Origin of the sequence: Kordia antarctica, assembly GCF_009901525.1 — a bacterium.
GTDB lineage: Bacteria > Bacteroidota > Bacteroidia > Flavobacteriales > Flavobacteriaceae > Kordia > Kordia antarctica.
The window spans coordinates 2,079,042-2,095,820 of record NZ_CP019288.1 but is presented as its reverse complement, the minus strand read 5'-3'; the positions used below and the strand labels follow the sequence as shown (position 1 = coordinate 2,095,820).

General features: G+C 32.4%; 18 protein-coding genes. 13 read left to right on the top strand and 5 right to left on the bottom strand.

Going from position 1 to position 16,779, the window contains the following annotated elements; all coding sequences use genetic code 11:
• Positions 1-107: 107 nt before the first annotated feature.
• A complete protein-coding gene (locus IMCC3317_RS08410; RefSeq protein WP_160129079.1) occupies positions 108-314 on the bottom strand; it encodes a hypothetical protein in 207 nt (68 codons plus the stop codon).
• Between the two features lie 247 nt (positions 315-561).
• Here IMCC3317_RS08410 and typA point away from each other — a divergent pair, with 247 nt between their 5' ends.
• The 5 genes from typA to IMCC3317_RS08385 all read left to right on the top strand — a co-directional run bounded on the left by typA (position 562) and on the right by IMCC3317_RS08385 (position 6,164).
• A complete protein-coding gene (gene typA, locus IMCC3317_RS08405) occupies positions 562-2,361 on the top strand; it encodes a translational GTPase TypA (protein ID WP_160129078.1) in 1,800 nt (599 codons plus the stop codon).
• Positions 2,362-2,832: 471 nt separating this feature from the next.
• On the top strand, positions 2,833-3,072 hold the full coding sequence (locus IMCC3317_RS08400) for a uroporphyrinogen decarboxylase (protein WP_160129077.1): 240 nt from the start codon (positions 2,833-2,835) through the stop codon (positions 3,070-3,072).
• Positions 3,073-3,102: 30 nt separating this feature from the next.
• Positions 3,103-3,315: a hypothetical protein gene (locus tag IMCC3317_RS08395; protein ID WP_160129076.1), complete on the top strand. Its 213-nt coding sequence runs from the start codon at positions 3,103-3,105 to the stop codon at positions 3,313-3,315.
• Positions 3,305-4,693, top strand: coding sequence for a class I SAM-dependent methyltransferase (locus IMCC3317_RS08390; RefSeq protein ID WP_160129075.1), 1,389 nt, complete (start codon positions 3,305-3,307; stop codon positions 4,691-4,693). The genes IMCC3317_RS08395 and IMCC3317_RS08390 overlap by 11 nt, the downstream gene beginning before the upstream one ends.
• Positions 4,683-6,164 (top strand): hypothetical protein, encoded by a 1,482-nt coding sequence (locus IMCC3317_RS08385; protein ID WP_160129074.1) that lies wholly within the window; start codon positions 4,683-4,685, stop codon positions 6,162-6,164. The genes IMCC3317_RS08390 and IMCC3317_RS08385 overlap by 11 nt, the downstream gene beginning before the upstream one ends.
• Before the next feature lie 300 nt (positions 6,165-6,464).
• Here IMCC3317_RS08385 and IMCC3317_RS08380 read toward each other — a convergent pair whose 3' ends face one another.
• Complete coding sequence (locus IMCC3317_RS08380; protein ID WP_160129073.1) at positions 6,465-6,929, bottom strand: helix-turn-helix transcriptional regulator; 465 nt, start codon at positions 6,927-6,929, stop codon at positions 6,465-6,467.
• 6 nt (positions 6,930-6,935) lie between these two features.
• Positions 6,936-7,442 (bottom strand): hypothetical protein, encoded by a 507-nt coding sequence (locus IMCC3317_RS08375; protein ID WP_160129072.1) that lies wholly within the window; start codon positions 7,440-7,442, stop codon positions 6,936-6,938.
• Between the two features lie 259 nt (positions 7,443-7,701).
• Here IMCC3317_RS08375 and IMCC3317_RS08370 point away from each other — a divergent pair, with 259 nt between their 5' ends.
• Genes IMCC3317_RS08370 through IMCC3317_RS08355 form a run of 4 tightly spaced genes read left to right on the top strand, consistent with a single transcriptional unit; the run spans position 7,702 to position 11,921 of the window.
• Positions 7,702-8,574 (top strand): GNAT family N-acetyltransferase, encoded by an 873-nt coding sequence (locus tag IMCC3317_RS08370; RefSeq protein WP_160129071.1) that lies wholly within the window; start codon positions 7,702-7,704, stop codon positions 8,572-8,574.
• Positions 8,571-9,680 carry a DegT/DnrJ/EryC1/StrS family aminotransferase gene (locus IMCC3317_RS08365; RefSeq protein WP_160129070.1) on the top strand — a complete coding sequence of 370 codons (1,110 nt, stop codon included), beginning with the start codon at positions 8,571-8,573 and terminating at the stop codon, positions 9,678-9,680. Before IMCC3317_RS08370 ends, IMCC3317_RS08365 begins: the two co-directional genes overlap by 4 nt.
• A 16-nt stretch (positions 9,681-9,696) precedes the next feature.
• Positions 9,697-11,184 (top strand): oligosaccharide flippase family protein, encoded by a 1,488-nt coding sequence (locus IMCC3317_RS08360; RefSeq protein WP_160129069.1) that lies wholly within the window; start codon positions 9,697-9,699, stop codon positions 11,182-11,184.
• A complete protein-coding gene (locus IMCC3317_RS08355; protein ID WP_228054998.1) occupies positions 11,181-11,921 on the top strand; it encodes an acyltransferase in 741 nt (246 codons plus the stop codon). Before IMCC3317_RS08360 ends, IMCC3317_RS08355 begins: the two co-directional genes overlap by 4 nt.
• 8 nt (positions 11,922-11,929) lie before the next feature.
• Here the strand turns inward: IMCC3317_RS08355 and IMCC3317_RS08350 are convergent, their stop codons facing one another.
• On the bottom strand, positions 11,930-12,421 hold the full coding sequence (locus tag IMCC3317_RS08350) for an acyltransferase (RefSeq protein WP_160129068.1): 492 nt from the start codon (positions 12,419-12,421) through the stop codon (positions 11,930-11,932).
• Positions 12,422-12,652: 231 nt separating this feature from the next.
• Here IMCC3317_RS08350 and IMCC3317_RS08345 point away from each other — a divergent pair, with 231 nt between their 5' ends.
• Together IMCC3317_RS08345 and IMCC3317_RS08340 are read left to right on the top strand one after the other, a co-directional pair.
• A complete protein-coding gene (locus IMCC3317_RS08345) occupies positions 12,653-13,201 on the top strand; it encodes a CIA30 family protein (RefSeq protein ID WP_160129067.1) in 549 nt (182 codons plus the stop codon).
• Positions 13,201-13,656 (top strand): tRNA (cytidine(34)-2'-O)-methyltransferase, encoded by a 456-nt coding sequence (locus IMCC3317_RS08340; protein WP_160129066.1) that lies wholly within the window; start codon positions 13,201-13,203, stop codon positions 13,654-13,656. Before IMCC3317_RS08345 ends, IMCC3317_RS08340 begins: the two co-directional genes overlap by 1 nt.
• A 378-nt stretch (positions 13,657-14,034) precedes the next feature.
• On the opposite strand, the gene IMCC3317_RS08335 is transcribed toward IMCC3317_RS08340, so the two are convergent.
• A complete protein-coding gene (locus IMCC3317_RS08335) occupies positions 14,035-15,189 on the bottom strand; it encodes a glycosyltransferase (protein ID WP_160129065.1) in 1,155 nt (384 codons plus the stop codon).
• Positions 15,190-15,227: 38 nt separating this feature from the next.
• On the opposite strand from IMCC3317_RS08335, the gene IMCC3317_RS08330 reads away from it, so the two are divergent.
• Both IMCC3317_RS08330 and IMCC3317_RS08325 read left to right on the top strand, forming a co-directional pair.
• Complete coding sequence (locus IMCC3317_RS08330; protein WP_160129064.1) at positions 15,228-16,307, top strand: glycosyltransferase family 4 protein; 1,080 nt, start codon at positions 15,228-15,230, stop codon at positions 16,305-16,307.
• A gap of 3 nt (positions 16,308-16,310) precedes the next feature.
• Complete coding sequence (locus IMCC3317_RS08325) at positions 16,311-16,736, top strand: sugar 3,4-ketoisomerase (protein ID WP_160129063.1); 426 nt, start codon at positions 16,311-16,313, stop codon at positions 16,734-16,736.
• Positions 16,737-16,779 lie beyond the last annotated feature (43 nt).

The window sequence follows — 16,779 nt, the reverse complement described above, 5'->3', positions numbered from 1 at the left end:
TTTCACAACTGATACATAAGTAAGTAGCTGAAAGAATAGAAATGTTACAGAATAATGTGTATAAAAAAAACGAACCGAAGTTCGTTTAAAAATTAGTTTCTGATATCTTATGATGCACAATCAATATGTACAAAAGCACAATTTTTATGATGTGCTGGTAATGCTTGCCATCTGGCACAACTAGCACAGCCTGCAATTGGACCGTAACATCCTGGACCATTATAAGTGTCACAACTATTTCCGCCGATGACTTGTGTTTGTTGTTTCTTGTTCAATTCTTTTGTTCCGTTGATATTTAATATCTTTTTTAACATGATGAGTATATTTTAAATTAATAATTATCCAATATAATATAATTCGCTTTCAATTAAATACGGTAAAACCTTACTTTTGGTAAGAAAAAAGCATGATAAGTGATTTTTAGTGTAAAATAATTGTAAAGATTACGGAAAGAAATCTAGTGTAATTCATTAATTCACAGAATATTAATGAAATAATTATGAAAGTCGTATTCTCTAATAAATAAACAGTACATTTGCACGCTTAAAATAAAGAGGTAAAATGGCTTCAATAAAAAATATTGCAATTATTGCACACGTAGATCACGGGAAAACAACATTGGTAGATAAAATTATGTATCACTGTCAACTATTTCGTGAAAACCAGAATACAGGAGATTTAATTCTCGATAACAACGATTTAGAACGTGAGCGTGGAATTACGATTACCTCTAAAAACGTTTCTGTAAACTACAAAGGAACAAAAATTAACATCATTGATACACCAGGTCACGCCGATTTTGGAGGAGAAGTAGAGCGTGTATTAAACATGGCAGATGGCGTTTTACTATTAGTAGATGCTTTTGAAGGTCCAATGCCACAAACGCGTTTTGTATTGCAAAAAGCGATTGACTTAGGATTAAAACCATGTGTGGTTATCAATAAAGTAGATAAAGAAAACTGTACGCCAGACGAAGTACACGAAAAAGTATTCGACTTAATGTTCGAATTAGGTGCGGAAGAATGGCAATTAGATTTCCCAACAGTATACGGTTCTGCAAAGAACAATTGGATGTCAGACGATTGGAAAGATGAAACTGATAATATTGAACCTTTATTAGACATGGTTATGGAACACGTTCCATCACCAGATTTTCCAGATGGAACAACACAAATGTTAATTACATCTTTAGATTTCTCTTCATTTACAGGACGTATCGCAATCGGACGTTTACAAAGAGGAACACTAAAAGAAGGAATGCAAATTGCTTTAGTAAAGAGCGACAAATCGATCATCAAATCAAGAATTAAAGAATTATATACATTTGAAGGACTTGGTAGAAAAAGAGCTACTGAAATTCAAGTTGGAGATATTTGTGCAATTGTAGGTTTAGAAGGATTCGAAATTGGTGATACAATTGCTGATTTAGAAAATCCGGAAGGATTAAAAACAATCGCAATAGACGAGCCAACAATGAGTATGTTGTTTACAATTAACGATTCACCTTTCTTCGGAAAAGATGGAAAATTTGTAACATCGCGCCACATTAAAGATCGTTTAGAAAAAGAATTAGAGAAAAACTTAGCACTTCGTTTAGGAGAAACTGGAAGCGCAGACAAATTCTTAGTATTTGGTAGAGGAGTTTTACACTTATCTGTACTAATTGAAACAATGCGTAGAGAAGGATACGAATTGCAAATTGGTCAGCCACAAGTAATTATCAAAGAAATTGATGGTGTAAAATGTGAGCCAATTGAAGAATTAACTATTGACCTTCCAGAAACTGTATCTGGTAGAGCTGTTGAATTTGTAACGCTTCGTAAAGGAGAAATGTTATCAATGGAAGCAAAAGGTGAACGTATGATTTGTGAATTCATGATTCCATCAAGAGGAATTATCGGATTACGTAATCAATTATTAACTGCAACTGCTGGTGAAGCAATTATGTCGCACCGTTTTAAAGAATATCAGCCACTAAAAGGAAATATTCCAGGACGTATTTCAGGATCATTAGTATCTATGGAAAACGGAACTTCAATTCCTTATTCAATTGACAAATTACAAGATAGAGGAAAGTTTTTCGTAGAACCAGGAGAAAAAATATACGAAGGACAAGTAATTGGTGAGAACTCGCGTCAAGATGATATGACGATCAACATTACAAAAGCTAAAAAGCAAAGTAATGTACGTTCTTCAGGAGCAGATGACAAGGCGAAAATTGTTCCTGCAATCAAATTCTCTCTAGAAGAAGCATTAGAATACATTCAAAAAGATGAATATGTAGAAGTAACACCAAACTTCTTACGTTTACGAAAAGTTCACTTAAAAGAAACGGACAGAAAACGTAACAAAATCATATAAAAAATAAGATTCACATCGAAAAAAAGGTTTCATTGTTATGCAGTGAAGCTTTTTTTTTGATTTACGATTTACGATTTACGATTTTTGATTTGAGAAGTTTATAAGTTGAAAAGTTTATTGGTTTATAAGTGATATTCTCAACAAACAACAAACAACAAACAACCGATTAACGATTGTAGATTAACGATTTTTGATTTAAGAAGTTTATAAGTTGAAAAGTTTATGAGCGATATTCATACCCGAAAGGCTAGCGCAAGTTTGCAACTTGTGCCCACAAACAAGCTAAAACCAAACAAGGATTTTCGATTAACGAATGTTGATTTTTGATTTAAGAAGTTATTTTCGAACAACGAATAACGAACAACCAAATAAACAAATCAACAAAAGGAGCAAAGCGACTAAAAAAACCTTGAACATTAAATTTTTGAATCTTTGAATTATTTAATTATTCAATCTTTAAATAAAGAAACTATGGAAATACTAGGAATCACAGGAACAGAATGGATTGGCTACTTAGCGTCGTTCGCAGTATTAATTTCATTCACCATGAAAGACCTAAAAAACTTACGAATGATCAATTCAATAGGATGTTTGCTATTTGTTACATATGGTTTTCTAATGCCAACATTACGTATCGGTTTACCAATCATCATTACCAACTTCGCGATCTTAGGAATTAATATCTATCACTTGACCGCGCGTAAAAAGTAAATTTTTCTATCTTTACAAAAATATCAAACTATGCACTTTCTTTATTTTGACGCTGGATTAGGAGCCATGTTAATTCAGGCAATAGTTGCAGCTGTAGCTGGAATCGCCTTGTTTTACAAAAGTATAAAGTATAAAGTAAGATCAATGCTTGGAATGGACAAAAACACAACTGAAAACGAAGTGTTTGACGATATTAATATAGATGATTCTAAGATAGAAAACGCACCAAAGGATGACAACTAATTCCCGACATGCTTCTTCATATCGTGATCCAAGCGGACACATTTATGTAGAAAATAATGTGATCAAACGAATTATATTTCCAAGCTACTTTCCGCAATACGAAGCACTAAAAAACTCAGGTTTCTTTGAAAAAGCATTTCAGCATAAGCTGTTAATTCCGCATGAAGAAACTCAAAATTCGGAAACTCAAATCTGTATTCAACCAACTCAAATTCAATTTATTACATATCCGTACGAATGGAGTTTTCAGCAATACAAAGAAGCGGCTTTACACACTTTAAAATTACAGAAATACGCCTTGCAAAACGATTTTTCATTAAAAGATGCAACGGCGTATAACATCGCTTTTCACAACGGAAAGGCTATTTTTATAGATACGCTTTCGCTAGATTTCTATCAGGAAAATACACCTTGGCGTGCATATAAACAATTTGTAACTCACTTTTTAGGACCGTTGGTTTTGGCAAAATATCACGGCGCAGAATTTCTAAAAACCATGTCGAATTTCATTGACGGAATTCCGATAAAAATGATTGCTTCCTTATTGCCAAAAACCACAAAACTAAATCCGTTTTTATATACCAACATTCACTTATTGGCAAAATATGAAAACAAGCATCAAGAAGAAGATGTGCAGGTTTCAAAACAAGCTTCGTTGTCGAAAAAAGGATTGTTCAATATCATTGATAATTTATACAATTACATCAAAAAGTTGCAGTTGAAGGAGCAATCGGAATGGGGAAACTATTACCAAAAAACAAACTATTCTGACAAAGCATTTACGCAGAAATCTACCATTATAAACGATTGGATTCAAACACTAAACGCAAAAAAAATAATTGATGTTGGTGGAAATGATGGAACATTTGTACGTCAAATTACGTCTGAAATTGACTTAGCTTTAGTTGGTGACATTGATAACAATGCCGTAGATCAAAATCATTATTCAGTTAAAAAAAACAAAGAAAAAAACATGTTGCCATTTGTGATTGATTTGCTCAATCCGTCAGCGGCAATAGGTTTTCAAAACACAGAACGTTTTTCGTTTATACAACGTGTGCAAGAATTCAAGCCAGAAGCAACATTAGCATTGGCGTTAATTCATCACTTATCGTTGACAGGAAACGTGCCATTTGAAAATTCGGCAGCGTTTTTTGCGTCTTTTTCAGAAAATTTAATCATCGAATTTCCAAAACGAAACGATTCATATGCAACACGTTTGCTCAATGCAAAAGCAGAATTTAAAGATCAGTTTGGACATTACAATCTGGAAAATTTTGAAAAAACCTATTCGGAATATTTCGAGCTTATCGATAAAAAAATAATCACAGATTCGGAACGAATTCTATACTTATTCAAGAAAAAAAATGTTGGCTAAACTCCGAAAATACATAGAAGATTTTGTTGCAAGCAGCAAAGAATATCCAATTGTGTTTGCGATTGCGGCAGGTTTATATTCGTTCATTTATGTCTATCATTCCAACTTTATGTTGGTCAATTCGGCGTTTCAATTTGTCATTATTTTCTGTGCGTATATTTTATTACCGATTATTGTTTTTGTGATTTCTTGGGAAATTGTAAAGCGACTAAAATTTCTAAGTAAATTCCAACATTATCTATTACCAATCTTAAACGCAGTATTTTTTGGGTTCTACTTTATTGGAAGAATTTATGGTTTTCATGAACGAAAAATCATATTGGCGTATTTAATTGGTTTTACGCTTCTCGCGATTTTACTCAGAAAACACTACAAAAAAATAGTGGTTTTACAGTTCATCATGGCGATTGTAGCATTTTTAGGCTTGACACCAATTTTATCGAGAGCACTATTTGATTCGGACGAATGGCAAAAACAACCAGATGCAATTGTTCAAACGAAATTCAACAAATTTCCAAACATATATATCATTCAGCCAGATGGTTATGTGAATTTTTCAGAACTCGAAAAAGATCCGTACAACTTTGAAAATGGCGAATTCGAATCGTATTTAGAAGCAAAAGAATTCAAACTGTACAAAGACTTTAGAAGCAATTATACATCTACAATTTTGTCGAATAGTTCCATGTTTGGGATGAAACACCATTACAATGGCGAACAATTATTTGGCGCACGTGAAGTCATTGCAGGAAACAATCCTGTGATTGAAACCTTGAAAAATAATGACTATCAAACGTTTCTATTTATCGAAAACCCGTATGTATTACTAAATCGCCCAACAATTGCATACGATTCGTGTAACTTTTCTATGGAAGAAGTTCCTTGGTTTGGAATTGGCGCGTTTGCACACCGTAAAAAACTGATCGATCCGTTAGAAGAAACCATTCGAAACAATCGTGAAAAGCGAAACTTTTACTTTATCGAAAAAATTGCACCAGGACATATTACGACGTTTGAAAATCAAGCACAAGGATTTGAAACAGAACGCAAAAACTATCTCACGCAAGTGGAAATAGCGAACAAATGGCTTCGAGATATCACGCAGGTAATTATCAAAAATGATCCTAACAGTTTGATTGTTATTGCGGCAGACCACGGCGGTTATGTTGGGTTAAACTACACAAGAGAACTCTTTGAAAAACAAACGGATAAAAAACTAATTTATTCTGCATTTTCATCAGCGTTGGCAATTAAATGGCCAAACAATGATGCGCCATTATACGATACAAAACTAAAATCGGCTGTCAATCTTTTCAGAACATTGTTTACATATTTAAGTGATAACGAAGCTTTATTGCAACACTTACAACCTGATACAAGTCATTCCATCATCAAAAAAAATGCACCAAGCGGCGTATATGAATACATTGATTCGGATGGAAATGTTGTTTTTAGGAAGGTTGAGAAGTGAGGTTTAATTTTTTCTAATAAATTTTATAAACTTTGTAATGCCATAACCAATTATATGTAAAATAGGAAAAACTAAACCGTAAAAAACAACAACTAAAGAACCTCCGCTACTAAAATTTTCTTTATCTGTAAAAATTGATATCATGAAAATCGTGTACAGCAAATAAATAACTAGATGTATTAGATATTCTTTTTTATTTCCAAAAAACAAACAAAATAAAATTAGCGTTAAAACGATTCCATACATAAAATATAATACTACAAAATCGCTATCTGTTGTAATCATATTGATGTTTAGTATTTATGAAGACAATAACTTTTCATAATCATATTTTTCATAATCTTTTATTTTCTCTTTTTTCAATTTCACGATTTCATTTTTCACCTGTATTCTATACCAATATTCAGGATTTGTGCGAGAGAAAGAACTTATTTTTAATACAATTTCTGGATTTAATTTCCGCTGACCAGTTAAATATTTATGTAGATTGCTATCTCTCATCTCAAAATATTTAGCTAAATCTTTTTTTGTGATATCAAATACTTTTAAATACATTTTTACAAAGTCTAATATATCAAGAACTTCACTTTCTTTTATATCATCTTTTTCTATATAATCCTCTAATTTATATTGAATTGAAAGAAGTTTATTTCTAATTTTTCTCTCTTTTGTTTGATTATCTGAATGATTTTTGATGAATTCATTGACGCTATTCACTTTTTTAACGTTCCAAATATCATTAGGTGTTATCTCTGTTTTGTTCATAATAATTTATTTTAAAAACTTATTTATGAGTGCTTCACTTCCTTTCGGTAGAATAATCATTGTTGTTGAATTGTCAAGTCTAACTGCGTTGTATTTTTGACTATACATTTTCATCAGCTTTAGTTCATCTTCCTTTTTTTCTTCTAATACATCAAAAGCTAAATAGCCTTCTCTGTCATTGATAAAACTTTGCCTACATGCAAAAGCAATTAAACAACCAGCAACGTTATCATACTTCTTTTTATCTCCTTTGTTACGTGGAGCAATTTCAACAAACGCCATATAAACTTGATGTGGAGTTTTAATATTTATGATTAAGCAACCTTCAATTATTTCTGGAGTTGTATTTGTTGTAAGCGTATAAGTTTCGTAGTTTTTTCCTTTGGAATGTTTGCTAAAATTAAATCTCCAGCCATCATTTATTGAAGGTAATTTATTTTTGTTTTTAGTAATTAGCGAGATTTTGGATTTAATCTCAGATTTAGTAATTACCTCTATTATTTTAGCGTTCATTTGTAAACTCGTATAATTCAAAGATATGAAAATTATACAATATGTACAATTTATTTTAACTTAATAGTTTGTAAAATCCTAAGCTAAAAATATTTTCAACACATATATATCCAACTCACATTAAAATTAGTAAATTCACTATTTCTAAAACAAACCTAAAATTTATACACTAACCAAATACACGAGTGCGCACAAAACGCTTTGGGATTCCTTTATCGCAACAGCAAAAAATAGTACGTTTCTGTTCTATCGGGATTTTATGGAATATCACAAAGACCGATTTGAAGATCATTCGTTGCTCATATTTAAAAATGAAAAAGTAGTTGCGTTATTGCCTGCAAATGCTGTGGAAAACACACTACATTCGCATCAAGGACTTACGTATGGCGGTTTGCTTGTCAACGAATCACTAAAGTTGCATGCGTTTGCAACGTGTTTAAAACTGGTGTTGGAGTATTTTAAAGAAAATAACTTTCAAAAACTAAATATAAAATTATTGCCTTCTATGTACAGTCCGTTTCCAAACGACGAACTGAAATATTTATTATTTATTTTAGAAGCAAAATTGTTGCGTACAGATGTGTTTTCTACAATCAATTTGAAACAGAGACCGAAAGTGTCTAAAAACAGAATGGAAGGAAAAAGAAGAGCATTCAAACACAATCTAGTCGTTAAAGAAGTCAATGAATTGGATGATTTCTGGAACACAATTCTCATTCCAAATTTACAAGAAAAATTCGGTGTAAAACCTGTACATTCGTTAGCCGAAATTCAGAAACTAAAGAAAATATTTCCTAAAAATATCAGACAATTTAATGTGTATAAAGATGATGTGATTGTTGCTGGAACAACTATTTTTGAAACGAAACAGGTGGCGCATTCGCAATATATCTCTGGAAATGAAGAAAAAAACACCTTAGGAAGTTTAGATTTTTTACACTTATATTTATTGGATGAAGTATTTAAAGATAAAATGTATTTTGATTTTGGAACTTCCAACGAAAACCAAGGGAAAAATATAAATCAAGGATTGCACAACTGGAAAGAAGGTTTTGGCGCACGAACAATTACACAAGAATTTTACGAAATAGACGTACAAAATAGTCATAAACTTGAAACCATATTTTTATGATACAATTTCTAGACTTACACAAACTCAATGCACGATTTGAAACTGAATTTCAACAGGAATTCAAAAAGTTTCTGGATTCAGGTTATTACGTATTAGGCAAAAATGTAACAGCTTTTGAAAAATCATATGCAGATTATTGCGGAACTCAGTTTTGTATTGGCGTTAGTAATGGATTAGATGCGTTAATTTTGATTTTAGAAGCGTATAAAATATTAGGAAAACTAGAAGAAGGCGACGAAATTATCGTTCCTGCAAATACATACATTGCCAGTATTTTAGGAATCACTAAAGCTGGATTGAAACCAGTATTAGTAGAACCTGATTTGGAAACATTCAACCTTGATTCAATCAAAATTGAAGCGGCAATTACGCCAAAAACGAAAGGAATTTTAGTTGTTCATTTATACGGTCAATTGGTAGAAATGAGTAACATCCAAGGCATTGCAAAAAAACACAATTTGTTGGTCATGGAAGATGCCGCACAAGCACATGGCGCGAAAAACGCAGACGGAAAAAAGGCAGGAAATCTAAGTGATGCGGCAGGTTTTAGTTTCTATCCAACGAAAAATTTAGGTGCATTGGGCGAAGCTGGCGCAGTCACTACAAACGATGAAAAACTAGCAGAAATCATTGCAAAATTACGCAATTATGGAAGTTCGTCAAAATATGTAAATCAGTACAAAGGTGTCAACAATCGGTTGGATGAAATTCAGGCAGCTTTTTTAAATGTAAAATTGCCACATTTAGACGCTGACAACGAAATTAGAAGAAACATTGCAAACCGCTATTTGAGTGAAATCAAGAATCCATTATTGATCTTGCCAACTTGTAAAAATGACGAATCGCATGTCTTTCATCAGTTTGTAATTAGAACCGAGAACAGAACAAATTTACTAGCATATTTAACCGAAAATGAAATTGGAACGTTGATTCATTACGAAATTCCGCCACACAAACAAGAAGCGTATCAAGAGTGGAATCGGTTAGAATTCCCGATTACGGAAAAAATTCATCATGAATGTGTAAGTTTGCCAATCAATCCAATATTAAAAACAGAAGAAATAACGACTATAATTTCAGTACTAAATACCTATAAAAACCAGTAACAATTCTGTTGAGCTTATGGCTGACAAGCAACAATTTTCATATACACATATCTTAAAAGCAACCTCTCTTTTTGGTGGCGTTCAGGTGTTTAAGATTTTAATTTCGATTATTCGTGTGAAAATCGTCGCCATTCTTTTAGGAAGTGTCGGCATGGGAATTATTGGTTTGTTAAATTCTACAATTCAAGTTGTAAGCGAAATTGCAAAACTTGGTTTGGATACAAGTGCTGTGAAAGAATTGGCGCATGCAAATTCATCAAAAGATGAAAAAACAATCGCAGAAACGGTCACGATTTTAGAAAAATTCATTTGGATTACAGCAATCCTAGGCGCAATTTTCACCATCGTATTTTCTTCAAGATTGAGTTTGCTTACGTTTGGAAATACTGAGTATACCTACGAATTTATTTGGTTGGCAATTGCGATTTTCTTCATGCAATTGGTCAATGGAAAAGTTGCCATTTTGCAAGGAACACAATCGCTCAAAAAGCTTGCAGTGGCAAATTTACTAGGAAGCACAGTTGGTTTAATCGTAACAATTCCATTATATTATATATACGGAAATCAGGCAATTGTTCCGGCAATTATTATCACGGCAATTATCATTTATGGCTTCTTTTGGTACTTTGCGAATTCACTCAAAATCAAAACAATTTCATTAAGCGTAAAAGACGCTTTCTTCAAAGGAAAAGAAATGTTGCGCTTAGGATTGGCGTTGAGTATTACGGGAATCATCACATTATCAGCTACATATGCGCTTCAAATTTATATTAGATACGAAGGCGGATTGGACGAAGTTGGATATCTCACCGCAGGATTTTTAATCATAAACGCGTATGTTGGAATGATTTTTAACGCAATGGGAACTGATTATTTTCCCAGATTATCTGCCATTCATACGGACAATACGAAAGTGCAAGTTGCTGTCAGAAATCAAGCTACAATTGCTATTTTATTGATAACTCCGATTATAACTACATTTTTTATTGCCGCGCCATTAGTTGTGAATATATTGTATTCAAAAGAATTTTTAGTGATTCTTGGTTTGATAAGTTGGGGAGTTTTGGGTATGGTTTTCAAAGCGGTTTCTTGGTCGGTTGGATATGTTATTTTAGCCAAAGGCGATTCAAAAATATTTGTAAAAACAGCCATCATTTTTAATTTAGTGTCATTAGGAATGAACATCGCAGGTTATTATTATGGCGGACTTACAGGCTTGGGAATCAGTATTTTAGCATACTATATTATTCACTTTATAAGTTTACTCATTATCACAAAAATCTTCTACGGATTGCAATTTAATAGTGCTTTTTACGGTTTATTTACACAATGTGTTATGTTATGCGCAATAGCGTTTCTATTCACTTTTGTGGAAGGAACTTATTTGAAATATGGCGGAATGATTGTAGTAATGCTACTTTCTTATATCTTTACATATTCGCAATTGCAGAAAAAGATGAATATCAAACAATTGATAAAAGATAAGCTTTCAAAAAGATCATGAGACGGATTTTTAATAAAATACGAAGTGTACTGAAGTTTTATCTTGCAGTAAATTGGATCAAAACAATTTATTTCAATTTTAAAAAATTTCCATTTCACATTGCCAAAAAACTACCAATATTCTTCTACGGATCTGTTAAGTTTTCAAATATTTCTGGTGAAATTATCATTGATGCGCCCGAAATAAAGAAAGGAATGATTGGTTTTGGACAGAAGTTTGAAATGTTAACACGATCTAAAAGAATAGCCGAAATTTCCATACTTGGAAAATTGGTTTTCAAAGGAAACGCACATATTGGAATTGATTGTTTTTTACACGTTGGCGAGAATGCGTATTGCGAATTCGGCTATATGTCGTGTTTGGGTTCGAATGTAAAACTCATCTGTAAAGAAAAAGTAATTTTAAGTAATTGGGTTGGAATTGGGTACGAATCGCAACTTACAGATTCAAATTTTCATCCTATGATGAACACGGAAACTGGTGAGCAATATCCGATGACGAGTCCAATATTTTTAGCTTCTCACAATGCGTTTTCAAACAGAATTTCGATTATGCCAGGAACAAAAACACCAGAAAATTGCGTCGTTGCTTCCAACTCGGTTGTCAATAAAGATTATACAGATTTAGGAAATAATATACTTATTGGTGGCGTTCCAGCGAAACTCATTAAAAGAAATTACAATCGCGATTGGGAAAGCGAAAAGGAAATGCTTAAAAAATTTAAAATTATTTGGTAATCAGTATTTTACAAAACTTTCTTCTTAAAACTAGCAGGATTTCCAAACCAAACTTCATTCTCAGGAATATCTTTATTTGCAAATGACAAAGCGCCAATAACACTATTTTTTCCAATCGTAATTCCGTGATGTAAAATACAATTGGTGCCAATAAAAACGTTTTTACTAATATGTGCTCCGCCAATTTGTTGTTTATCAGTATTCAAATTATTGGTCATTACTTTTGGAGAAATATACACGTTATCATCAATATAAAGTCCTCTTGCCAAAATAGAATCATAGCGAATTGTAACATTATTTTTAACGACACAATCACCTGATGAACTCACTCTAGAATCAATATAGCAGTTGTTTCCAATCACAGTGCCTGAGCGCAATTCCACGTAATTTTTAATCACTGTATTATCGCCAATAACAACATTATCTTCAATAATGCAAAACTTGCCAATAGTAACATTTTTACCAATTGTGGCTTTCTCTGAGATAAAATTAGACTCCATAAAATAATCGGGAAATTGATGAATAACAGTTGAAAAAACTAAGATATAAAAATAAAATCAAAAAGGTTTCTACGCGGCAAAAATATCACAATATGTGAAAATAGTGTCATAAAAAGTATTGATAAAAAAGCAGGTGATAATTTTGTTGACATTTACATGAGAAGTGTCTCGTGGTGAAATTTACCATTCTTTTAAAATTACACGGATATTAGTATCTTTAGCTAAAAAAGTATGAAAAAAATATATGTGTTAAGTTTCCTCATAATTGCACAATTTGCATTCGCACAACAATCAGAAATTGATTTTGGAAAATACAAAGATGGTAAAAGCTGGGAAATCACTAATGATGGTGTTATGGGCGGACTTTCCAAAGGCGATTATCGATTCTCAGATGATGGCGTTGTATTTGACGGAACTGTTTCGCTGGAAAACAATGGCGGATTTTCATCGTACAGAAGCAGATTTCAAAAAATTGACCTTTCTTCCTTTACAAAAGTCATCATTCGTTATCGCTCTAAAGAGTACACTATTGGATTTACCTTAGAAATGGACAAACGTTGGTTTGTTCCGTATTACAAAGTATCTTTGAAGCCAACCGATTGGAAATGGGTTGAAGAAGAAATTGCATTCTCAGAATTTGTGCGTTTCCACATCGGACGCAGAAAAGATGGAACGCCGACACAAGAAGAGTTAAAGGAAATACTACGCATTGGATTTATCACAAATGAAAAAAGAGCTGGGAAATTTAAAATAGAAATCGATTATATAAAGTTTAAATAATGGCATACAATATTGTGCTTATAGAACCTGAAATTCCAACGAATACAGGTAATATTGGTAGATTAAGTTTGGCTTCAGGTTCCAACTTACACTTAGTAAAACCGTTTGGTTTTGAAATCACAGATGCGCGACTCAAACGTGCAGGTTTGGATTATTGGCAACATTTATCGGTTCATATCTATGAAAACATAGAAGAATTTTACGTGAAAAATTCAGACAAAAAAATGGTGTATTTATCAAGTCACGGCAATAAAACCTATGACGAAATTCCGTTTGAAGATGATTTATTCATAATTTTTGGGAAAGAATCTGTTGGTTTATCCAAAAATATCACAGACAAATATCCAGAAGATTTGTATACAATTCCAATGTTTAGCGAACACATTAGAAGCTTAAACTTAGCAAACGCAGTTGCAATTGTAGTTTTTGAAGGAATTAGAAGATTAAAATTTTAATTTTAAATTATGAATGTTAAATTTTAAATGTAAAAGTAATCGTCACTTCGAGTAAATTTGTGCAACAAATTTGTATCGAGAAGTGCTTTGAAATAAAAGTGGTTTTTCGATAAACAGATTACTTCGTCATACTTCCTCGTAATGACGAACAACGAATAACCGAAAAAACAAATCAACAAAAAATCGAATAGACGTAAGTTGAAATATAAAACGAATTGTCACTTCGAGTAAATTTGTGCAACAAATTTGTATCGAGAAGTGCTTTGAAACAAAAGCGGTTTTTCAATAAACAGATTACTTCGTCATACTTCCTCGTAATGACGAACAACGAATCAACAAATTAACAAAGAAGCAAAGCGACTTAAAAATAATCACCATCTAAGTGCGCTGAGCGGAGTCGAAGCGCCAGCTCTCCAAATACAATTCCGCAACACGTTCATACTCATGAAACTCTTCCACAAAAGCGCGTGCGTTCTTTCCAATCTGAATAATCTCATCAGGATTTTCAATCAAATGGCTTAATTTTTCAACCAAATCATCCACATTTGGAGTTGCATTCATCAATACTTTCTTATCAAGTTTATAAAACTCTTGAAACGCAGTTTCGGCACCAGAAAACACCACTTTTCCTTTTGCCATTGCTTCTAAAGCATTATACCCTTGATCGTAACTGTACACTTGGTCCATAATAATATGTGCTTCGTCATACGTTTTAATATACTCATCATATGGCAAACTATACGCAGTTTTCACCGAAACACGATCAGGATATTTTTTCGCAATAATTTCTAATGCTTTCTGCATCAAATCGTTTCCTTTTTTCAAATAATTTACCTCATTCACGCCGTGAAAAATAAGTATTTTTTCAGTAATTTTCAGTGGTTTAAACGAAAGTAAATCTACATTAATAGGAAACGGAATTAACGGCAATGCTTTTGGATGTTTCCGATATGCCATTTCGTAATCAAAATTTGCAGGAATGATTCCTTTCACATTTTCAACCACAAAATGATGTAGTTTTTCGTGCGATTTTGATAAATATTGAAGTGAATATTTAAAACTCTTTCGAGCATTTTTGTCCTTCACATATGGCGTTAACATGTGATACGGCAGCTTTTCATTCAAAATATAATTCATATAATGAAAATCATCGCCGCAAGAAGATAAATAGACATTTTTATTATGTTTAAAAATATATTTCAACAATTTTCGTTCTACAAAAGGAATCGTTGCAATTGGAAATTCATTGATTAATTGGACAGCATCATAACCTTGAAACGATTTTCGATTTTTGTAAAAACGATATGTAATTTCTAAAAAAGCAATATCAATCTTAGAAACTTTAAATAGTAGTTGACGAAATAGATTTGGAATTTTTTTCTGAAAAAAAGTAGCTTCAAGCGAAATATCAATTGGGTAGTTTTTAAAGCTATCAGCGCGACCAATTAACGTAACATCATGCTGTAATTTTTGCAGACCTTCTTTGAGCGAATTATGAAATCTACTGTATTCACCTACCAATAATATTCGCATAAACAGTATATTTGCGTGAAAGATAGTAGGAAAACTTTATGCTGCAAAATTCTAAAAAGAAAATCTGTATAATTGTCGATTGTTTAAGTGGCGGCGGCGCAGAAAAGCAAGCGGCAAACTTTTCCAAATCCTTATATAAAGAAGGATTTGAGGTTTCTATAATTTCTTTGAAAGATCAAATTACGTACGATTATAAAGGAACTTTGTATAATTTGGGTGAGAATGAATCTTCGATAAAAATTAGCAAGCAATTTCAAAAATTTTTTGCATTCAAAAAAGCATACGAAACCTGCAATGCAGATATGTATATTGACTTTCGAACGCGAAGTAGGTTTGTGCTAGAATATTTGCTTCACAAATTCATATTTGAAGCCGAAAAAATGATTATGATTGTGCATAGTTATCACATTCAATGGCATATTCCGAAAGGGAAACTATTCAAAAAAATATACAACGAGTTGCACGCAGTTGTGGGAGTTTCGGAAGCGATAGAAGAAAAATTAGGAATCGAATATGATTTTGAAAACCTACTTCACATTCCAAATTATATTATAGAAACTGAAACAGAAACAACTTCAGAAACTACGGAAGATTACATTATTGCAGTCGGACGTTTGCAAAATGATATCAAACAATTTGATCGTTTGATTGAAACCTACAAAGCTTCAAACTTAGCGGAGAAAAATATAAAATTATTTATTTGTGGCGATGGAGAAGACAAAGAATCACTCGAAAAACTCATTTCAACATTACAATTAGAAGTTGATGTAAAACTCTTAGGATTTGTTGAAAATGTAGCTGAATATATTCGAAATGCAAAATTTTTAGTTTTATCAAGTAAAGTAGAAGGATTTCCGATGGTTTTATTAGAAGCTTTACAGCAAAAAACGCCTGTAATTGCATTTGATTGCAAATCTGGTCCGAGTGAAATTATACAGCACAAAATCAACGGTTTGCTAGTTGAAGATCAAAACTTTGCGGAGTTAAAAGATGCAATGTTACTCTTAATCGAAAATTCAGCTTTGTATGCCAATTGTAAACAAAATACAGTATCTTCCATATTAAAATTCACTGAAAAACCTGTGATCCAGCAATGGATTCAACTTATAAATATCTAATATATGTCTACAACTGTTGCTGATATACAACTTATTGAAATCCCAAAAATTGAAGACTTTAGAGGAAATATCTCTGTTATAGAAGGCACTACAATTCCTTTTAAATGCAAACGTGTATACTATTTATACGACATTCCTAGTGGCGCAAAAAGAGGTGGACATGCGCATGTAGAACAGCATGAAGTTTTGATTGCGTTAAGCGGAAGTTTTGAAGTAATTTTTAAAGATGGCACAAATAATAGACGTATTTTATTGAACAAACCCAATGAAGGTTGCCTTATTCCACACGCAATTTGGCGCGAATTGGAAAACTTTTCTTCAGGAGCAGTTTGTTTGGTATTTGCTTCTGGCGAATTTTCCGAAGACGATTATATCCGTGATTTTCAGGATTACGTAATTACTAAGGAAAACGTGAAACTGTCTAAATAGTATTGAGGTTTTAAATTATGAATGTTGAATTTTAAATGAAAAA